Origin of the sequence: Blastomonas natatoria, assembly GCF_003201955.1 — a bacterium.
In the GTDB taxonomy this organism is placed as follows: domain Bacteria; phylum Pseudomonadota; class Alphaproteobacteria; order Sphingomonadales; family Sphingomonadaceae; genus Blastomonas; species Blastomonas natatoria.
Genome location: NZ_QJJM01000010.1, coordinates 32,237 through 49,490 on the forward strand (window position 1 = coordinate 32,237; position 17,254 = coordinate 49,490).

Consider the following 17,254-nt stretch of genomic DNA (forward strand, 5'->3'; position numbering starts at 1 on the left):
ATGAGCTGGTTCAGCCGCGTCCGCAATTCGATTCCTCTCATCGCCAAGCGTGACACCACGCCCGACAATCTGTGGCACAAGTGCAAGGCCTGCGGCGAAATGGTTTTCGCCAAGGAGTTCGAGGACAATCTCTCGGTCTGCCCCAAGTGCAACTATCATGAGCGCATCGGCGCTGCTGCGCGCTTTGCGATGCTGTTCGACGACAAGATCTGGGAAGAGCTGCCCGCGCCGGTGGTCAAGGAAGACCCGCTCAAGTTCCGCGACAGCAAGAAATATGTCGACCGCATCAAGGCTGCGCGCGCAGCGGGCACTGCCACCGATGCGCTGACCAATGCGCTGGGCCGCATCCAAGGCCACAAGGCCGTGGTCGGCGTGCAGGATTTCGCCTTCATGGGCGGATCGATGGGCATGGCGGTAGGCGAGGCGTTCATCCGCGGCACCGAGCGCGCGATTGCCGAAAAATGCCCCTATGTCATCTTCACCGCAGCCGGCGGCGCGCGGATGCAGGAAGGCATATTGTCGCTGATGCAGATGCCGCGCAGCACCGTGGCGATCAGCCGCCTGCACGCGGCAGGGCTTCCGTACATTGTCGTGCTGACCGACCCGACCACCGGCGGCGTGACCGCGAGCTATGCGATGCTGGGCGACATCCAGATGGCCGAGCCCAATGCGCTGATCGGCTTTGCAGGCCAGCGCGTGATCGAGCAGACGATCCGCGAAAAGCTGCCCGAAGGCTTCCAGCGCTCCGAATATCTGCTCGAGCACGGGATGCTCGACATGGTGGTCGAGCGCAAGGACCTGCGCGAGCGGCTGGGCAGCGTGATCGATTATCTGATGGCGGCCAAGGCGGCGGCATAAGCGCAAGGGCGGTGGCAAGGCACAACGCAACTCCTCCCCCGCCGGGGGAGGTGGCAGCCCGCAGGGCTGACGGAGGGGAAGCGGGATGGCGCTTGCCTTCATCCGGAGTTCAATCCCGCTTCCCCTCCACCGCTGCGCGGTCCCCCTCCCCGTTCCGGGGAGGATTTTGAGGTGGACCATGCCATCTCTTCCCATCCCGGCGTCCAGACCCAGCTCGACCGGCTTGCTGCGCTGTCGCCGGGGCGCGATGTGCTGGGGCTGGAGCGGATCACCGCGCTGCTCGATCGCCTCGGCAATCCGCACCTTCGCCTGCCGCCGGTCTTTCACGTCGCGGGCACCAACGGCAAGGGATCGACCTGCGCATTCCTGCGCGCCGCGATCGAGGCTTCGGGCCGCGTCGCCCATGTCTATACCAGCCCGCATCTGGTGCGTTTCAACGAGCGCATTCGCCTTGCCGGTCGGCTGATCGAGGATGAGGCGCTCGCCGATTATCTCGCGCGGGTGCTCGACATTGCCGAGGGCATCAACGCCAGCTTTTTCGAGGTGACCACTGCCGCCGCCTTCCTCGCCTTTGCCGAGACACCGGCGGACGCCTGCGTCATCGAGGTGGGGCTGGGCGGCCGGCTCGATGCGACCAACGTGCTGCCCGCGCCTGCGGTCTGCGGCATCGCGGCGCTCGGGATCGATCACGAGGCTTTCCTGCTCGCGCCGGAGGAAGGCACGCCCGAAATCCCGCTCGAACGGATCGCGTTCGAGAAAGCAGGGATTGCCAAGCAGGGCGTGCCGCTGGTCATCCAGAAATATGCCATCGGCATGATGGGCGCGATCGCGGGCCAGGCGATGCGCGCGGGTGCCTATGTCAAGGCACGCGGCGAGGACTGGGACGCGGCGCTCTATCAGGGGCGGCTGCATTATCGCGATGTCGACGGCAAGCTTGGCCTGCCCGTGCCACGCCTGCCCGGCGCGCACCAGGCGGACAATGCCGCGCTCGCCGTCGCGATGATCCGCCACCAGAGCGCACTCAGCATCCCCGACAGTGCCTTGAACGCCGCCATGGGCTGGGCCGAATGGCCCGCGCGGATGCAGCGGCTGAACGATGGTCCGCTCGTCGCGCTGCTCGGCACCGACGCGCCGGTATGGCTCGATGGCGGGCACAATCCCGACGCCGGTGCGGCGCTGGCGCGGCATGTCGCGGCGATGGGCGGCAAGGTGCATCTGATCATCGGGATGCTCTCGAACAAGCAGCCCGGCGCCCTGCTCGGCCCGCTGGAGCCGCATCTCGCCAGCGTTACCGCGCTGCCGGTGCCGGGGCATGAATGGCACGATGCCGATGCGTTTCAGCGATGCCTCTCCTCGGGGATCGAGGTGGTCGCGGCAGAGGATGTGCGCGCGGCCATGGCGCTGCTGGCCGAACGCGAGGCAGCTCCGGTGCTGATCGCGGGCTCGCTCTATCTCGCAGGCGAGGTGCTCAGGGCCAACGGGCAGGAGCCTGATTGAACGTCATTCCCGCTTTCTGGCGAAAGCCGGAATCCAGAGCGGCTGCAATGCCATCTGACTCTTGGGCTCCGGCTTTCGCCGGAGAACGGAATGGGCACAGGGCGTGACGTTCTTTCAATACCCCTTCCCGTTTGTCCCGAGCGAAGTCGAGGGACCTTTCTCAACCGCCCCGAATAAGTCCCTCGACTTCGCTCGGGACAAACGGAGGGGGCGATTGGTAGCTCTACCCCCCATTCTCCTCGGTCCCCGCCGTGCCGAGCGAGCGATCGACCAGCCCGCTGGCCATCATCCACCAGAACAGCAGTACGCCCGGCAGCGCAGCGACGGTTGTCACCAGATAGAAACTGGTGAAGCCGAGCGATTCGATCATTCCCCCTGCCAGCGTTCCAGTCAGGAACCGGCCCGTGATGCTCGCCGCCGCCGAGAGTAGCGCGAACTGGGTCGCAGTGAACTCGAGGTTGCACAGCGCCGAGAGATAGGCGACCACGCACACCCCGCCGATGCCGCTGGCGAAATTCTCGAAGCCCATGGCGCCCGCCATTGCCCAGGTGCTGTGCCCGACCGTGGCAAGCCCGGCAAAGGCGAGGTTGGAGACGGCCATCAGGATGAGGCTGATCAGCACCGAGCGTTTCATGCCGAGCCGCGCATAGAGTATCCCGCCGACGAAAATCCCCGCGAGCAGCGCCCAGAAGCCCAGACCCACGTCGTAGATCGCCAGCTCGTCATTGGTGAAGCCCAGATCCTCGAACAGCAGCCGCAGCGTCAGGTTGGCGAGCGTGTCGCCGATCTTGTGCACCAGCACGAACAGCAGCACGACGAGCGCCCCCTGGCGCTTGAAGAACTCGGCGAGCGGGCTGACATAGGCGATCGCGGCGGCGACCGGGCCCTTGAGCGGCTTGGGCTCCTGTCGGCGCGCGGGCTCACCCATGACGAGGCCGGTGATGACCGCGAACAGGCCGAAGAACGAGACCGCGATATAGGCGGTGGTCCAGTCGCTGCGCGCCGCAACGACCAGCGCCACCGATCCGGCGAGCGCCGCGCCAATGCGCCAGCCATATTGGCTCATCCCCGATCCCACGCCCAATTGGTGTGGCTCCAGAAGCTCGATACGATAGGCATCGATCACGATGTCGAAGGTCGCGCCTGCCACGCCGACCAGGATCGCCGCGACCGCGACGCTGGCAATATCGGCTTCTGGGTCGGCGAGCCCCAGGTTCATGATCGCGACCATCACCAGCACCGCACAGAAGATCAGCCACGAAACGCGCTGACCGATCCGGCCGAGCAGCGGCAGCTTCACCGCATCGATGATCGGCGCCCAGAGCCATTTGAAATTATAGGCGAGGAAGGTGAGTGCAAAGGCGGTGACGGTCGATTTCTCGATTCCCGATTGGGCGAGGCGCGTTGAGAGCGTCGCCGCGATCATTGCGAAAGGGAAGCCTGAGGAAATGCCCAGAAACAGCGCCGCCACCGGCGCGGCCTCGGTATAGGGGCGCAAGCCCGCCGGTATCGACGCGCGCCAGCCTGTGACTTCGGGCGCGATCCCGGCAGTGTGTTCGGTCATTCAGCTTCCCTTCCCGTATCCCGGATCGGGAAACTAGCGGCACGAGCGATTTACGCCAGAGGCTTTTGCGCCCGCCGCCGCGTTCAGATCACCGCCGATCCGATCACCGGCCCGCCCGGCCCCTGGCGCACCAGCAGCGCGTGCCGATCCGCACCAGCGACGCGGAGCATGTCCGGCGTGATCGTGACGGTCTGCGCGCCGCCGGTCCACGCGCCAAGATTGCGCTCCGCGAGCACGACATTGGTGTAATGCACCTTGCGCCCGCCATTTTCGCCGGCGCCGATGCTGACCGTGCGCCCGGACGCAAGCGCGACCAGTACCAGCTCGGCCTGCTGGCCCCCGGCACCATCGAGCATCACCTGTTTGCCCATGCCGGCAGCGGCGATCCGGACACTCAGCCCGGACTTGCGCCGCGCCACAGCAACGGTGGCGAGCAGGCTGCGCACCTTCGCTTCCTGGCTGCCGACCGCCTGCGCGCGCCCATCGACCACGAGTTGCGGGGTATAGATATTCGCGCCGGCAAAGGCCTTGTCGCCATATTGCCGCTGCAGCCTGGTATTCTCCTCGCGACCCAGACTGTCCTTCCATCCGAGCCGGTCCCAATAGGTCACTGGGCGGCTGATCACGAGGATGGCCGGATCGCGCGCCAGCCGCGCCGCGACCGCATCGGCAGGAGGGCAGGACGAGCAGCCCTGGCTTGTGAACAGTTCCGCAACGACCGGCCCGGCCGTGGAAGGCGTCAGCGCCGCCGGTGACGCCGCTTGCGCCGCATGCGCGGCAGAGGGCGGTTCGACCCGCGCATTGAACATCACGAACCCGGCCAGGCCTGTGACAGCCAACAAGGGGACCCAGAATTTCAGCATCGCACAACCTTTCAAGGCCGCCCGACGCGCCATGCCCAGGCATTGCTTGCCTGGGCACTCCATTGGCGCGCCGTCCATGGATGCGCGGTTCGCTGCATTGACGGCGGCGGTTACGCGGCTGAATAGAGGTTCAGCGGCTTGGGCATCGCCTTGGGAGTCTTGCCACGAATAAGCAGGTCGACCGCATGGATCGCCTTGACCAGTTCGGCCGCGCTATAGGGCTTGATCAGGCAGCCGATCGCATATTGCCTGGCATGGCCGGGGCACATGCCGGTCGCAAACAGCACCGGTATGTCGCGCTCGCTCGCCGCGCGTGCGACCTCGACCCCGCTGCCGCCGCGCGACAGGTTGACGTCCGCGAGCACCAGATGGATCGGCTCACGCTCCAGAATCGCAATGGCTTCGGCTTCCGTATCCACCGTTGCCACGACGCGATAGCCCGCATCGACCACCCGCAACTCGTTGTCAAAGGCCACCAGCGGCTCATCCTCCACGATCAATATGGTTTCGATCGACCGAGTGAACCGCGAAAACAGCATGGAGGGACTTTCTGAGAGGCGGGCAGCAGGAACAGCAATTACGCTGATTGCAATTCTTGCGTTCCCGCGCGCGCGCTTCGACGTTATAGCAGCGCGCATGCCCCCCCGGAAACCGAAATTCGATCCGCTCGACGACAGCCCGTCGCCGCTCGCCGCACAACCCAAGGCCAGGACCTCCACGCTCGGCGAGGGCCAGCGCATCGCCAAGCTGCTGGCGCGCGCCGGCATCGCCTCGCGCCGCGAAATCGAGCGGATGATCGAGGGCGGTCGCGTCGCGCGCGATGGCGTCGTCATCACCACGCCAGCGACGGTACTGACCAGCCTCAATGGCATCACCGTCGATGGCAAGCCGGTCAAGGAACCTGCGCCCGCAAAGCTGTGGTGCTTCCACAAGCCCGCCGGGCTGCTCACCGCCGAGCGCGACTTTACCGGGCGCCCGACGATCTACGAGCACCTGGCCAAGGTCGCGCCGGATGCGCCGCGGATGATGCCGATCGGCAGGCTCGACCTCAATACCGAGGGCCTCTTGCTGATGACGAATGACGGCGAACTGAAGCGCCAGATGGAACTGCCCGCCACCGGCGTCGAGCGCACCTATCGCGCGCGCGCCTTCGGAGAGGTCAGCCAGGCGCAGCTCGAGGATCTGATCCACGGCATCACCATCGAGGGCATCCGCTATGGCAAGATCGACGCCAATCTGGAGCGCCGCACCGGGCGCAACGGCTGGATCGAGATGACGCTGACCGAGGGCAAGAACCGCGAAGTCCGCCGCGTGCTCGAACATCTCGGCCTCAAGGTCTCGCGCCTCATCCGCACCCGCTATGGCCCGTTCGTGCTCGACGGGCTGGATGTCGGCGCGATCGAGGAGGTGCGACGGCACGATGTGGTCGCGTTCAGGAAGACGCTGAAATGAGGATCGAGGGTTAACATGCTCCGCATCATCTCGGGCGAATGGCGGGGGCGCAAGCTGAAGGCCCCGCCGGGCGACACCACCCGCCCCACCGCCGATCGCACCCGCGAGACGCTGTTCTCGATGCTCACCAGCCGCTTGGGTTCTTTCGAGGAACTGAGCGTGCTCGACCTTTTCGCAGGCTCAGGTGCGCTGGGGCTGGAAGCCTTGTCGCGCGGCGCGGCCAGTTGCACCTTTGTCGAACAGGACCGTCCGGCGATCGACGTGCTCAAGGGCAATATCCGGCTGCTCGGAGCGGAGGCGCGCTGCGAGGTGCGGCCCAGTTCAGCATTGTCGCTGGGCCCTGCGATCAAGCCGTTCGACCTGATTCTGCTCGACCCGCCTTATGGCACAGGCGCGGGCGCGGTGGCGCTCGACAAGCTGAACCGGCTGGGCTGGTTCGCGCCGTCGAGCTGGATCAGCGTGGAAACATCGGCCAGGGAAAAGCTCGACGTCTCCGGGTTCGAGATCGATGCAGAGCGGGTCGTCGGCAAGGCAAAGCTCACGCTGTTGCGGCCGTTGGGCGATGTGATAGACTGATCCCATGGCTAAATATTCGCCCATCGAGTCCGAATTCGCCTCGTCCGAAGAGGAAGAGGCTTATGATACGTGGTTTCGCGCCAAAGTGGAACGTGCGCTGCAATCGGGCGGGCCATATATCCCGCATGAAGAAGTCATGAGGCAGATGCGCGAAATCATCAGCAAATATGAAACCCCTGAAGCTGATCTGGACTGAGGCGGCGCTCGCCGATCTTCGGGACATATCGGAATACATTGCGTCACGGAACGTACGTGCCGCAAGAAAGCTGGAAGACGCTATCCTGGCCTGTGCTGATCGGTTGACCCAGCATCCACTCATGTACAAGGACCGGACGGGTGAATGGAACGCGGGAAGCCATTGTCCACCCTAACTACATCATCATCTATCGCGTGACCGACGATGCAGTGATCATGGCCGCTGTGATGCATGCCCGTCAGCAATATCCCTGAGCGCTATCCGGCAACCGCCCGCCCCCGTTGCGCCCATAGCCCGGCAAAGCTGACCAGGCCCGCCGCCGCCAGATACAGGCCCACGGCATCCGCGCCGCCGCGATCGGCCAGCGCCTGCGCGGCGATCGGGGCGAGCGCGCCGCCGATGATGCCTCCACCGTTAAAGGCTACCGATGCTCCGGTATAGCGCACTCGCGCCGGGAATTGCTGCGGCAGCCAGGCACCCAATGGGCCATAGACAAAGCCCATGACCAATAATGCGACCGAGAGCGCGATCCAGGCGAGCCAGAGCGATCCGGACCCCAGCAGCGGCCCGAACATCAGGCCGACACCCACCGTGGCCGCGCAGCCGATCATCAGCACGCGCCCACTGGTAGTCGCGTCCGAGCGATAGCCCGAGATGACGATGCCCAGCGCCAGGAACAGGATTGCGCCCAGCTGGACGATCAGGAAGCTGGTGCGGTCGTGCCCCAGCGCGGTCGTCGCATAGCCCAAAGCGAATGCCGTCGAGAGATAGAAGATCGCAAAGCAGGCGACGACCGCGAAGGTTCCCGCCAGCGTCGCGCGCAGATGATGGCGCAGCAGTTCGGCCACCGGGACCGGCGCGGGACGTTCTGCCTCCAGCACGCGCGCGAAATCGGGTGTCTCGCTGATTTTCAGGCGCACCCAGAGGCCGAGACCCACAAGGATGCCGCTGGCAAGAAACGGCACGCGCCAGCCCCAGGCGACAAACTGCTCTTCGGTCAGGTTCAGCCCCAGCAGCAGGAACAGCCCGTTGGCAGCGATGAACCCGACAGGCGCTCCCAGTTGTGGGGCCATGCCGAAGCGCGCCGACCAGCCAGACGGCGCATTTTCCACCGCCAGCAGCGCCGCGCCGCCCCATTCGCCGCCCAGACCGAAACCCTGGCCGAACCGCAGGATGCACAGCAGCAACGGCGCGACCCAGCCCACCATCTGCCAGGTCGGCAGGAAGGCGATCAGCAGCGTCGACCCGCCCATCAGCAGCAGCGATGCGACCAGGGTGGACTTGCGCCCGATCCGGTCGCCGAAATGCCCGAACGCGATGGCCCCGACCGGCCGCGCGAAAAAGGCCAGGCCAAAGCTCATATAGCTCAGCATCAGCTGCGCCGAGGCGCTGTCGGACGGGAAGAACAGCGGTCCGAACACCAGAGCGGCGGCGGTCGCATAGATATAGAAATCGTAGAATTCGACCGCGGTGCCGACCAGCGAGGCGGTCAGCACGCGGGCATGGGCACGATATGGATGCATCATTCTCCCCTTCCCGAGCGGGCAACCGTTAGCGCCGGACCTGCCCTTGGCAAGCAAAAGCCATGCGCCCTGTCGGGGACGAAAACAGCCAAAAGGGGCCGCGGTTGCCCGCGACCCCTTTCAGGAAGATGGGAAGAGTGAAGGGTAGTTCAGGAACGATCAGGCAGCGATCACGTCGCCATCGGCCTCCGGATCGCGCAGCACATAGCCACGGCCCCAGACGGTCTCGATATAATTTTCGCCACCGCACGCCAGCGCGAGCTTCTTGCGCAGCTTGCAGATGAAGACGTCGATGATCTTGAGTTCGGGCTCGTCCATGCCGCCATAAAGATGGTTCAGGAACATCTCCTTGGTCAGCGTGGTGCCCTTGCGCAGCGACAGCAGCTCGAGCATCGCATATTCCTTGCCGGTCAGGTGCACGCGGGCGCCATCGACCTCGACGGTCTTGGCATCCAGGTTGACGGCCAGCTTGCCGGTGCGGATGACGCTTTGCGAATGGCCCTTGGAACGGCGCACCACGGCATGGATGCGCGCGATCAGCTCTTCGCGATGGAAGGGCTTGGTCACGTAATCGTCGGCACCGAAGCCGAACGAACGCACCTTGCTGTCCATTTCCGAAATGCCGGACAGGATCAGTACCGGCGTCTGCACCTTGGCGACGCGCAGCTTCTTCAGCACGTCATAGCCGTGCATGTCGGGCAGGTTCAGGTCGAGCAGGATGATGTCGTAATCATAGAGCCTGCCCAGATCCAGGCCTTCCTCGCCGAGGTCGGTGGTATAGACATTGAATCCCTCGGTGGTGAGCATAAGCTCGATTGCCTTGGCCGTGGTCGGCTCATCTTCGATCAAAAGCACCCGCATGTGCAGCCCCTTTTCGCCCGTGCCATCGGCACCGTTCAGTCATCTGGACCCAAGAACGGATCGACGAGGAAAACATTAACCATATTTTTTTGGGCGCAAAAGGTTAATTTTGGATTAACCGGCCCGACTCCGCGAGTCGCAATGGCCTGGGCGAGCACGGACGGGTCGCAAAGACTCCTGTTTCCGGTGCTTTGACGGTCCCTTTCGGTTCGTCGCATTTGTACCGGTTAACTCCAATTGGTTTCCAATTGGTAACGGGCCGAGACACGAATTTACTCCCCCAGCCCACCTTCCGCCAGCCTGGGACGGAGCCACGCGATCAAGGCATCCACGCGTGCGGGACGATGCGGCGATGGTGGGGTGACGATGCTGAGCGTCAGCGGCTCGAACCGCCAGTTAGGCAGCAATTCGATCAGCCGCCCGTCAGACAGCCCCTCGAGGCAGAAGAAATCGGGCAAGGCCGCGATACACTGGCCGTCGAGCACGGCGGGCATCGCAGCATCGGCATTGTTGACGATCAGCGCAGGTCTGGCCCGGGCCAGCACCCGCGTGCCGTCCGGGCCGGTCAATGGCCAGAGCCCCGGCTGCGTGCTGTTGGCATAGTGGACGCCCTTGTGGCCCTCAAGATCTGCGGGATGGCGCGGCGTACCGTGGAGGGCGCAATAGCCCGGTGCGGCGATCAGATAGAGCTTGACGGTGCGCAGGCGGATCGCGCGCAGACTGCTGTCGGGCAGCACGGCGATGCGCAGCGCCAGGTCGAAGCCCTGATCGACCAGATCCACCCGAGCGTCGGACAGGTGCATGTCGATCAATATGCCTGGATGCAGCGCCATGAATTGCGCAATCAGCGGCGCGACCGCGCTGAGGCCAAAGCTCATCGGCACGGCGATCCGCACCGTTCCATTGAGCAGCACAGCCTCGTCGCGTGCGGCCTCGACCGCCGCCTCGCCATCCATGCGGATGCGCCGGGCATGATCAACAAGCGACCGCCCCGCTGCGGAAAGCGACAGCCGCCGCGAGGTTCGATGAAACAGCACGGTGCCCAGTTCCGCCTCAAGCCGCGACACGGCCTTGGAGACCTTGGCCTTGGACAGGCTGAGCGCTTCTGCTGCCGCAGTGAAGCTGCCCGTATCGGCAACGGCGGCAAAAACGGCCCAGGCCTCGAAATCCGGGAGTCGCATAATTGGAAACAATCCTTTTCCAGACTGGCTATTTCGGAAACGATAGCGCAAGCCTATCTGTTGCTCAAGCCAAGCGGTCGGCACAGGACCGATCCCGGCAAGGAGCAAGTGACATGATCGAGAAACGCGATTTTTCCACTCTGGGTCACGCCAATCACGGCTGGCTCAATGCCCGCCATCATTTCTCGTTCGGCGGCTATCACGATCCGGCCCGCATGGGCTGGGGTAGCTTGCGCGTCTGGAACGATGACGAGATCGCCCCCAAGAGCGGTTTCCCCACCCATCCGCATCGCGACATGGAAATCATCACCTATGTCCGCACCGGCGCGATCACCCATCGCGACAGCCTGGGCAATGAAGGCCGCACCGAGGCCGGCGATGTTCAGGTGATGAGCGCAGGCACTGGCGTGGCGCATAGCGAGTTCAACCTGGAGGACGAGGAAACCCGGCTGTTCCAGATCTGGATCATTCCCGATGAGGCGGGCGGTGCGCCGCGCTGGGATGCCAAGCAGTTCCCCAAGGGTGAGCGTTCGGGCAAGCTGGAAGTCCTGGCCAGCGGCCGTGACGAGGACATCCTGGCGGGCGCGCTGATGATCCGGGCCGATGCGCGGTTGTCCGGGGCAACCCTGGCCAAGGGCGACAGCATCACCCACCGGATCGACCCGGCTTATGCCGGGTATCTGGTGGTGTCTGCGGGCAGCGTCAGCGTCAACGGCGTCGAGATCGGCGAACGCGATGCTGCAGCGATCACCCGCGAACCCGAGATCACGATCACGGCGCTGGAAGATGCCGAATTCCTGATCGCGGAGACCCGCACCCACTGATCCCTCCCCCGCCCCGCCGCCTTCCCCCTTCCGGGCGGCGGGGCACCCCTTTTCATCCCCGATTTCATCAAGGAGAATTCCCATGGCAAAGGTTCTGGTGCTGTATTATTCGTCTTATGGCCATGTCGAGACGATGGCCGAGGCTGTCGCAGAAGGCGCGCGCGGCGAAGGCGCGGACGTGACCATCAGGCGCGTCCCCGAAACCGTTCCCGAAGAGGTTGCCCGTGCGAGCCATTTCAAGCTCGACCAGGCGGCCGAGATCGCCACCCCTGAAGAGCTGGCCGATTACGATGCGATCATCGTCGGCACCGGCACCCGTTTCGGCCGCATGTCGAGCCAGATGGCGGCCTTCTGGGACCGCACCGGTGGCTTGTGGGCCAAGGGCGCGCTGGTGGGCAAGGTCGGTGCCTCGTTCACCTCGACTGCCAGCCAGCATGGCGGCCAGGAGACGACGCATTTCTCGATCCTCACCAACCTGCTGCATCATGGCCTGACCATCGTAGGCCTCGATTATGGCTTCCAGGGTCAGCTGAGCAATGAAGAGGTTGCCGGCGGATCGCCTTATGGTGCCAGCACCATTGCCGGCGGTGACGGATCGCGCCAGCCGCATCAGATCGATCTGGATGGCGCACGCTATCTGGGGGCCAAGGTCGCGCGCACGGCGGCCAAGCTGACGGCATAATTCCCTAATCCCCTTCCCCTCCCCGCCCGCTCGGGAGCTTTCCGCTCGCGCCCTGCCAGACAGGGTGCGGGCGGTTTGCATTGGCACCCTGCGCTTGAGGCGCGCAGGCATCTGGTTGGCAGCCCCTGTTTCCTTCAGGATGTGCTACGGACGACACAGGGCCAGCCGCCGTCTGTGTCCGGACGGGGCGCGAGATCAGGGAGATTCACATGCCATCCATGCGTTACACATCCATTCTGTGCCTGCTGGCGCTGAGCATCGGTTCATGCCCCGCAACGGGTCATGCGCAGGACACCATGCGCCCCGGCTTCCATCCGGGCACGACGATCAAGGAATTCGGATCCGTTGCCAGCGTGGAGGGGCACGCCCCCATCCCCGCCGACGCGACCTTCAGCATTGCCTTTGATGTCAGCGAGCCTGGCAAGCCCGGGAGCATCAACCGCACCATCGATAGCGCAGCGCGGTTCATCAACATGCATGTAGAGGCGGGCGTACCGGCCGAAGCGATCCGTATCGCCGTGGTGGTGCACGGCCAGGCCTCCTTCGACCTGACCGACGCGGCCACTTATGCGGCTAAACATGTTGGCGCGGCCAATGCCAATCTGGCCGCGATCGCCACGCTGCAGCGGCATGACGTGCAGTTCATCCTGTGCGGCCAGAGCGCAGCGGCCCTCGGCATCAGGCGCGACCAGCTGGCACCCGGGGTCAGGCTGGCGCTCTCCGCGATGACCGCGCATGCGCAGTTGCAGCAGCAGGGCTATACGCTCAACCCGTTCTGAGCCGGGCACAGACAAACAAAAACCCTGCCGGAATATGCTTCCGGCAGGGTTTTGTTTTGGCTGGCTCCTCCAGGCGCACTGGAGGAGCGTAGGTCAACGCTTATTCGGCGTCGCTGTCCACCGCTTCGGCTTCGGCAGCGACCGGAGCCGGGGCGGGAGCTGCCTCGACCTCGTTCGCAGCCGCCATCGCCTTTTGCAGCGCGCGCTGCTGGGCACGGAGCGCGGCGTCGCGGCTGTTCGCGGCGATGCGGATGCGCGCCATGCCCGCACCGGTGCCCGCCGGGATCAGGCGGCCCACGATCACGTTCTCCTTCAGGCCGATCAGCGAGTCCCGCTTGCCTTCCACCGCCGCCTGGGTGAGCACCCGGGTGGTTTCCTGGAACGACGCAGCCGAGATGAACGAACGCGTCTGCAGCGAGGCCTTGGTGATGCCGAGCAGCACCGGCTTGCCTTCGGCAAACTTCTTGCCTTCGGGAAGACGGGCGTTGACCTCGTTCATCTCCTCGGCATCGAGCTGTTCGCCCGGCAGCAGCGTGGTGTCGCCGCCATCGGTGATCTCGACCTTCTGCAGCATCTGGCGAACGATCACCTCGATGTGCTTGTCGTTGATCTTCACGCCCTGCAAGCGATAGACTTCCTGGATTTCGCTGACCAGATATTCGGCCAGCGCTTCCACGCCCAGCACTTCCAGAATGTCGTGCGGATCAGGCGAGCCCGAGATCAGGTTGTCGCCCTTCTTGACATAGTCGCCTTCCTGGACGTCGATGACCTTCGACTTGGGCACCAGATACTCGACCGGTTCGCCCTCTTCCGGGTGGATCGCGATCTTGCGCTTGGCCTTGTAGTCGCGGACGAACTCGATGCGGCCCGAGACCTTGGCGATGATCGCATTGTCCTTGGGCTTGCGCGCCTCGAACAGCTCGGCCACGCGCGGCAGACCGCCGGTGATGTCGCGGGTCTTGGCGGCTTCGCGGCTGACGCGGGCGAGAACATCGCCGGCTTCGACCTTCTGGCCATCCTCGACCGAGAGCATCGCACCCACGGCGAGCATGTAGCGCGCCGCTTCGCCCGAACCCTCATCCAGCAGGGTGAGGCGGGGACGCAGGTCTTCCTTGGACTTCGCCTTGCTCGATCCGCGGAACTCCACGACCACGCGCTGCGCGATACCGGTGGCATCGTCGGTCTGCTCGACCAGCGTCTTGCCGTCGATCAGGTCCTGATACTTCACGACACCGCTGGTATCGGTGATCACCGGCATGGTGAACGGATCCCATTCGGCGATGCGATCGCCGATGTTCACCGCGCCATTGTCGTCGACCAGCAGCACCGTGCCGTACGGGATGCGGTGGACCGCACGCTCGCGGCCTTCCTTGTCGACGATCGCGATTTCGCCGTTACGGGCGAGCGACAGGCGCTGACCGCGCTTGTTCACGATGGTCGGGATATCCCGGTACTGCAGCGTGCCATCGGCCACCGCTTCGAGGTTCGACTGCTCGTTGAGCTGCGCCGCACCACCGATATGGAAGGTACGCATGGTCAGCTGGGTTCCAGGCTCACCGATCGACTGCGCGGCGATCACGCCGACAGCTTCACCGATATTGACCGGGGTACCACGCGCCAGGTCGCGGCCATAGCACTTGCCGCACACGCCCTGGGTCGCTTCGCAGATCAGCGGCGAACGGATGCGCGCTGCCTGGATGCCCAGAGCCTCGATCGACGCCACGGCGGCTTCGTCGAGCAGCGTGTCCTTGGCGACAACGACATCGCCCGACTTCGCGTCGACGATATCCTCGGCCAAGGTACGGCCCAGGATGCGCTCGCCGAGCGAGGCGATGACCGAGCCGCCCTGCACGATCGCGCGCATTTCCAGCGCCCGTTCGGTGCCGCAGTCTTCCTGCACGATGACGCAGTCCTGCGACACGTCGACCAGACGACGGGTCAGGTAACCCGAGTTCGCCGTCTTGAGCGCCGTATCCGCCAGACCCTTGCGCGCGCCGTGGGTCGAGTTGAAGTATTCAAGAACGGTCAGGCCTTCCTTGAAGTTCGAGATGATCGGCGTTTCGATGATCTCGCCCGACGGCTTGGCCATCAGGCCGCGCATACCGGCAAGCTGCTTCATCTGCGCTGGCGAACCACGCGCACCCGAATGGCTCATCATGTAGATCGAGTTGACGGGCGCCTCGCGGCCATGCTCGTCCTTGGGCGTCGCCTTGATTTCTTCCATCATGGCGTTCGCGACCTGGTCGCCGCAACGGCTCCAGGCGTCGATCACCTTGTTGTACTTTTCCTGCTGGGTGATCAGACCATCCTGATACTGCTGCTCATAGTCGGCCACCAGCGCGCGGGTCTCGTCGACCAGACGCTCCTTGCTGTCCGGAATGATCATGTCGTCCTTGCCGAACGAGATGCCGGCGCGGCAGGCGTGACGGAAGCCCAGGCCCATGATCGCGTCGGCGAACAGGACGGTGTCCTTCTGCCCGGTGTGACGATAGACCTGATCGATGACGTCGCCGATTTCCTTCTTGGTCAGAAGGCGGTTGACGACATCGAAGGGCACCTTGTGGCTCTTGGGCAGACATTCGCCGATGAGCATGCGGCCCGGCGTCGTCTGGTAGCGCTTCAGATACTGGTTGCCCTGTTCGTCGGTCTGCGGAACGCGCGCGATGACCTTCGAGTGGAGCGTCACCGCACCCACTTCGAGCGCCTGATGCACTTCGGCGATGTCCGCCATCAGCATGCCTTCGCCCGGCTCGCCTTCGCGGTCCATCGACAGATAGTACAGACCCAGCACCATGTCCTGCGAGGGCACGATGATCGGCTTGCCGTTGGCGGGCGACAGGATGTTGTTGGTCGACATCATCAGCACGCGCGCTTCGAGCTGGGCTTCCAGCGAAAGCGGAACGTGGACGGCCATCTGGTCACCGTCGAAGTCGGCGTTGAAGGCCGAGCAGACGAGCGGGTGCAGCTGGATCGCCTTGCCCTCGATCAGCACGGGTTCGAACGCCTGGATGCCCAGACGGTGCAGCGTCGGTGCGCGGTTGAGCATCACGGGATGTTCGCGGATCACCTCGTCCAGGATGTCCCAGACTTCCTTGCGCTCCTTTTCGACCCACTTCTTGGCCTGCTTCAGGGTCATCGACAGACCCTTGGCGTCAAGGCGTGCGTAGATGAACGGCTTGAACAGCTCGAGCGCCATCTTCTTGGGCAGGCCGCACTGGTGCAGCTTGAGTTCCGGGCCGGTCACGATGACCGAACGGCCCGAATAGTCGACGCGCTTGCCGAGCAGGTTCTGACGGAAGCGGCCCTGCTTGCCCTTGAGCATGTCGGACAGCGACTTCAGGGGACGCTTGTTCGCACCGGTGATGATGCGACCGCGACGGCCGTTGTCGAACAGCGCGTCCACGGCTTCCTGCAGCATGCGCTTTTCGTTACGCACGATGATGTCCGGCGCGCGCAGTTCCATCAGCCGCTTCAGACGGTTGTTGCGGTTGATGACGCGGCGATAAAGGTCGTTGAGGTCCGAGGTCGCAAAGCGGCCACCATCCAGCGGCACCAGCGGGCGCAGCTCGGGCGGGATCACGGGGATGACTTCCAGGATCATCCATTCGGGACGGTTGCCGGAATCGATGAACGATTCCACGACCTTGAGGCGCTTGATGATCTTCTTGGGCTTGAGTTCCGACTTGGTCGTCTCAAGCTCCTGCAACAGATCGGCACGCTCCTGCTCGAGGTCCAGATCCATCAGCATCTGACGCACGGCCTCGGCACCGATGCCGGCGGAGAAGGCGTCCTCGCCGAACTCGTCCTGCGCATCGAGCAGCTCGTCTTCGGTCAGCAGCTGATACTTTTCCAGGCTGGTGAGGCCCGGCTCGATCACGACGTAGCTTTCGAAATACAGCACGCGCTCAAGCTGCTTGAGCTGCATGTCGAGCAGCAGGCCGATGCGCGACGGCAGCGACTTCAGGAACCAGATATGCGCGACCGGCGCGGCCAGTTCGATATGGCCCATGCGCTCGCGACGGACCTTGGTCACGGTCACTTCAACGCCGCACTTTTCGCAGACGATGCCCTTGTACTTCATGCGCTTGTACTTGCCGCACAGGCACTCGTAATCCTTCACCGGACCGAAGATGCGCGCGCAGAACAGGCCGTCACGCTCGGGCTTGAACGTGCGATAGTTGATCGTCTCGGGCTTCTTGATCTCGCCGAAGGACCAGGACCGGATGCGTTCGGGGCTGGCGAGACCGATCTGGATCTCGTCGAAGGTTTCCGGCTTCACGGCGGGATTGTTGAATTTGGTCAGTTCGTTCATTTTTTTCGCCTTCCTGGCCCCTCTCCTTCGCAGAGAGGGGTTGGGGTGGGGAATTTTCACAGGTGGAGCCCGTATCGGCCCCACCC

17 protein-coding genes are annotated in these 17,254 nt (G+C 64.3%); 10 read left to right on the forward strand and 7 right to left on the reverse strand.

What is annotated here, in order from left to right; all coding sequences use genetic code 11:
* Positions 1-858 (forward strand): acetyl-CoA carboxylase, carboxyltransferase subunit beta, encoded by an 858-nt coding sequence (gene accD / locus C7451_RS13250; protein ID WP_110299454.1) that lies wholly within the window; start codon positions 1-3, stop codon positions 856-858.
* Between the two features lie 171 nt (positions 859-1,029).
* Complete coding sequence (locus C7451_RS13255; protein ID WP_110299455.1) at positions 1,030-2,355, forward strand: bifunctional folylpolyglutamate synthase/dihydrofolate synthase; 1,326 nt, start codon at positions 1,030-1,032, stop codon at positions 2,353-2,355.
* Positions 2,356-2,578: 223 nt separating this feature from the next.
* On the opposite strand, the gene C7451_RS13260 is transcribed toward C7451_RS13255, so the two are convergent.
* From C7451_RS13260 to C7451_RS13270, 3 genes are all read right to left on the reverse strand, one after another.
* Positions 2,579-3,919, reverse strand: a complete 1,341-nt coding sequence (locus C7451_RS13260) for an AmpG family muropeptide MFS transporter (RefSeq protein WP_244181880.1) — start codon at positions 3,917-3,919, stop codon at positions 2,579-2,581.
* Between the two features lie 83 nt (positions 3,920-4,002).
* A complete protein-coding gene (locus C7451_RS13265) occupies positions 4,003-4,782 on the reverse strand; it encodes a DUF1223 domain-containing protein (protein WP_167398551.1) in 780 nt (259 codons plus the stop codon).
* Positions 4,783-4,892: 110 nt separating this feature from the next.
* Positions 4,893-5,321, reverse strand: a complete 429-nt coding sequence (locus C7451_RS13270; protein WP_110299457.1) for a response regulator — start codon at positions 5,319-5,321, stop codon at positions 4,893-4,895.
* A 97-nt stretch (positions 5,322-5,418) separates the two neighbouring features.
* Between C7451_RS13270 and C7451_RS13275 the strand changes: the two genes are divergently transcribed.
* Genes C7451_RS13275 through C7451_RS20415 form a run of 5 tightly spaced genes read left to right on the forward strand, consistent with a single transcriptional unit; the run spans position 5,419 to position 7,260 of the window.
* The gene (locus C7451_RS13275; protein WP_110299458.1) at positions 5,419-6,234 is read left to right on the forward strand and encodes a pseudouridine synthase; all 816 of its coding nucleotides are present in this window, start codon (positions 5,419-5,421) and stop codon (positions 6,232-6,234) included.
* A gap of 15 nt (positions 6,235-6,249) precedes the next feature.
* Positions 6,250-6,810 (forward strand): 16S rRNA (guanine(966)-N(2))-methyltransferase RsmD, encoded by a 561-nt coding sequence (rsmD, locus tag C7451_RS13280; protein WP_110299459.1) that lies wholly within the window; start codon positions 6,250-6,252, stop codon positions 6,808-6,810.
* A 4-nt stretch (positions 6,811-6,814) separates the two neighbouring features.
* Positions 6,815-7,006: a type II toxin-antitoxin system RelB family antitoxin gene (relB, locus tag C7451_RS13285; protein ID WP_110299460.1), complete on the forward strand. Its 192-nt coding sequence runs from the start codon at positions 6,815-6,817 to the stop codon at positions 7,004-7,006.
* Positions 6,978-7,181 carry a type II toxin-antitoxin system RelE/ParE family toxin gene (locus C7451_RS13290; protein WP_279629497.1) on the forward strand — a complete coding sequence of 68 codons (204 nt, stop codon included), beginning with the start codon at positions 6,978-6,980 and terminating at the stop codon, positions 7,179-7,181. Before relB ends, C7451_RS13290 begins: the two co-directional genes overlap by 29 nt.
* Complete coding sequence (locus C7451_RS20415) at positions 7,147-7,260, forward strand: type II toxin-antitoxin system RelE/ParE family toxin (RefSeq protein WP_279629498.1); 114 nt, start codon at positions 7,147-7,149, stop codon at positions 7,258-7,260. The genes C7451_RS13290 and C7451_RS20415 overlap by 35 nt, the downstream gene beginning before the upstream one ends.
* A 3-nt stretch (positions 7,261-7,263) precedes the next feature.
* Here C7451_RS20415 and C7451_RS13295 read toward each other — a convergent pair whose 3' ends face one another.
* The 3 genes from C7451_RS13295 to C7451_RS13305 form a co-directional block, all read right to left on the reverse strand.
* Positions 7,264-8,529, reverse strand: a complete 1,266-nt coding sequence (locus tag C7451_RS13295; RefSeq protein ID WP_110299561.1) for an MFS transporter — start codon at positions 8,527-8,529, stop codon at positions 7,264-7,266.
* A gap of 159 nt (positions 8,530-8,688) precedes the next feature.
* Positions 8,689-9,390, reverse strand: coding sequence for a response regulator transcription factor CtrA (ctrA, locus tag C7451_RS13300; RefSeq protein ID WP_110299461.1), 702 nt, complete (start codon positions 9,388-9,390; stop codon positions 8,689-8,691).
* Between the two features lie 272 nt (positions 9,391-9,662).
* Positions 9,663-10,571, reverse strand: a complete 909-nt coding sequence (locus C7451_RS13305; protein ID WP_110299462.1) for a LysR family transcriptional regulator — start codon at positions 10,569-10,571, stop codon at positions 9,663-9,665.
* A 113-nt stretch (positions 10,572-10,684) separates the two neighbouring features.
* On the opposite strand from C7451_RS13305, the gene C7451_RS13310 reads away from it, so the two are divergent.
* The 3 genes from C7451_RS13310 to C7451_RS13320 all read left to right on the forward strand — a co-directional run bounded on the left by C7451_RS13310 (position 10,685) and on the right by C7451_RS13320 (position 12,856).
* Entirely contained in the window at positions 10,685-11,395 is a 711-nt protein-coding gene (locus tag C7451_RS13310) for a pirin family protein (protein ID WP_110299463.1), read from the forward strand.
* Between the two features lie 82 nt (positions 11,396-11,477).
* On the forward strand, positions 11,478-12,077 hold the full coding sequence (wrbA, locus tag C7451_RS13315) for an NAD(P)H:quinone oxidoreductase (RefSeq protein WP_110299464.1): 600 nt from the start codon (positions 11,478-11,480) through the stop codon (positions 12,075-12,077).
* Between the two features lie 209 nt (positions 12,078-12,286).
* Positions 12,287-12,856 carry a DsrE family protein gene (locus C7451_RS13320; protein WP_244181882.1) on the forward strand — a complete coding sequence of 190 codons (570 nt, stop codon included), beginning with the start codon at positions 12,287-12,289 and terminating at the stop codon, positions 12,854-12,856.
* 100 nt (positions 12,857-12,956) lie between these two features.
* Here the strand turns inward: C7451_RS13320 and rpoC are convergent, their stop codons facing one another.
* A complete protein-coding gene (gene rpoC / locus C7451_RS13325; protein WP_110299465.1) occupies positions 12,957-17,168 on the reverse strand; it encodes a DNA-directed RNA polymerase subunit beta' in 4,212 nt (1,403 codons plus the stop codon).
* Between the last annotated feature and the right edge of the window lie 86 nt (positions 17,169-17,254).

Coding starts and splice junctions, on each gene's coding strand:
- accD (WP_110299454.1), top strand. CDS start 1: ATGAGCTGGTTCAGCCGCGTCCGCAATTCGATTCCTCTCATCGCCAAG.
- C7451_RS13260 (WP_244181880.1), bottom strand. CDS start 3,919: ATGACCGAACACACTGCCGGGATCGCGCCCGAAGTCACAGGCTGGCGC.
- C7451_RS13265 (WP_167398551.1), bottom strand. CDS start 4,782: ATGCTGAAATTCTGGGTCCCCTTGTTGGCTGTCACAGGCCTGGCCGGG.
- C7451_RS13270 (WP_110299457.1), bottom strand. CDS start 5,321: ATGCTGTTTTCGCGGTTCACTCGGTCGATCGAAACCATATTGATCGTG.
- C7451_RS13275 (WP_110299458.1), top strand. CDS start 5,419: ATGCCCCCCCGGAAACCGAAATTCGATCCGCTCGACGACAGCCCGTCG.
- rsmD (WP_110299459.1), top strand. CDS start 6,250: ATGCTCCGCATCATCTCGGGCGAATGGCGGGGGCGCAAGCTGAAGGCC.
- relB (WP_110299460.1), top strand. CDS start 6,815: ATGGCTAAATATTCGCCCATCGAGTCCGAATTCGCCTCGTCCGAAGAG.
- C7451_RS13290 (WP_279629497.1), top strand. CDS start 6,978: ATGAAACCCCTGAAGCTGATCTGGACTGAGGCGGCGCTCGCCGATCTT.
- C7451_RS13295 (WP_110299561.1), bottom strand. CDS start 8,529: ATGCATCCATATCGTGCCCATGCCCGCGTGCTGACCGCCTCGCTGGTC.
- ctrA (WP_110299461.1), bottom strand. CDS start 9,390: ATGCGGGTGCTTTTGATCGAAGATGAGCCGACCACGGCCAAGGCAATC.
- C7451_RS13305 (WP_110299462.1), bottom strand. CDS start 10,571: ATGCGACTCCCGGATTTCGAGGCCTGGGCCGTTTTTGCCGCCGTTGCC.
- C7451_RS13310 (WP_110299463.1), top strand. CDS start 10,685: ATGATCGAGAAACGCGATTTTTCCACTCTGGGTCACGCCAATCACGGC.
- wrbA (WP_110299464.1), top strand. CDS start 11,478: ATGGCAAAGGTTCTGGTGCTGTATTATTCGTCTTATGGCCATGTCGAG.
- C7451_RS13320 (WP_244181882.1), top strand. CDS start 12,287: ATGCCATCCATGCGTTACACATCCATTCTGTGCCTGCTGGCGCTGAGC.
- rpoC (WP_110299465.1), bottom strand. CDS start 17,168: ATGAACGAACTGACCAAATTCAACAATCCCGCCGTGAAGCCGGAAACC.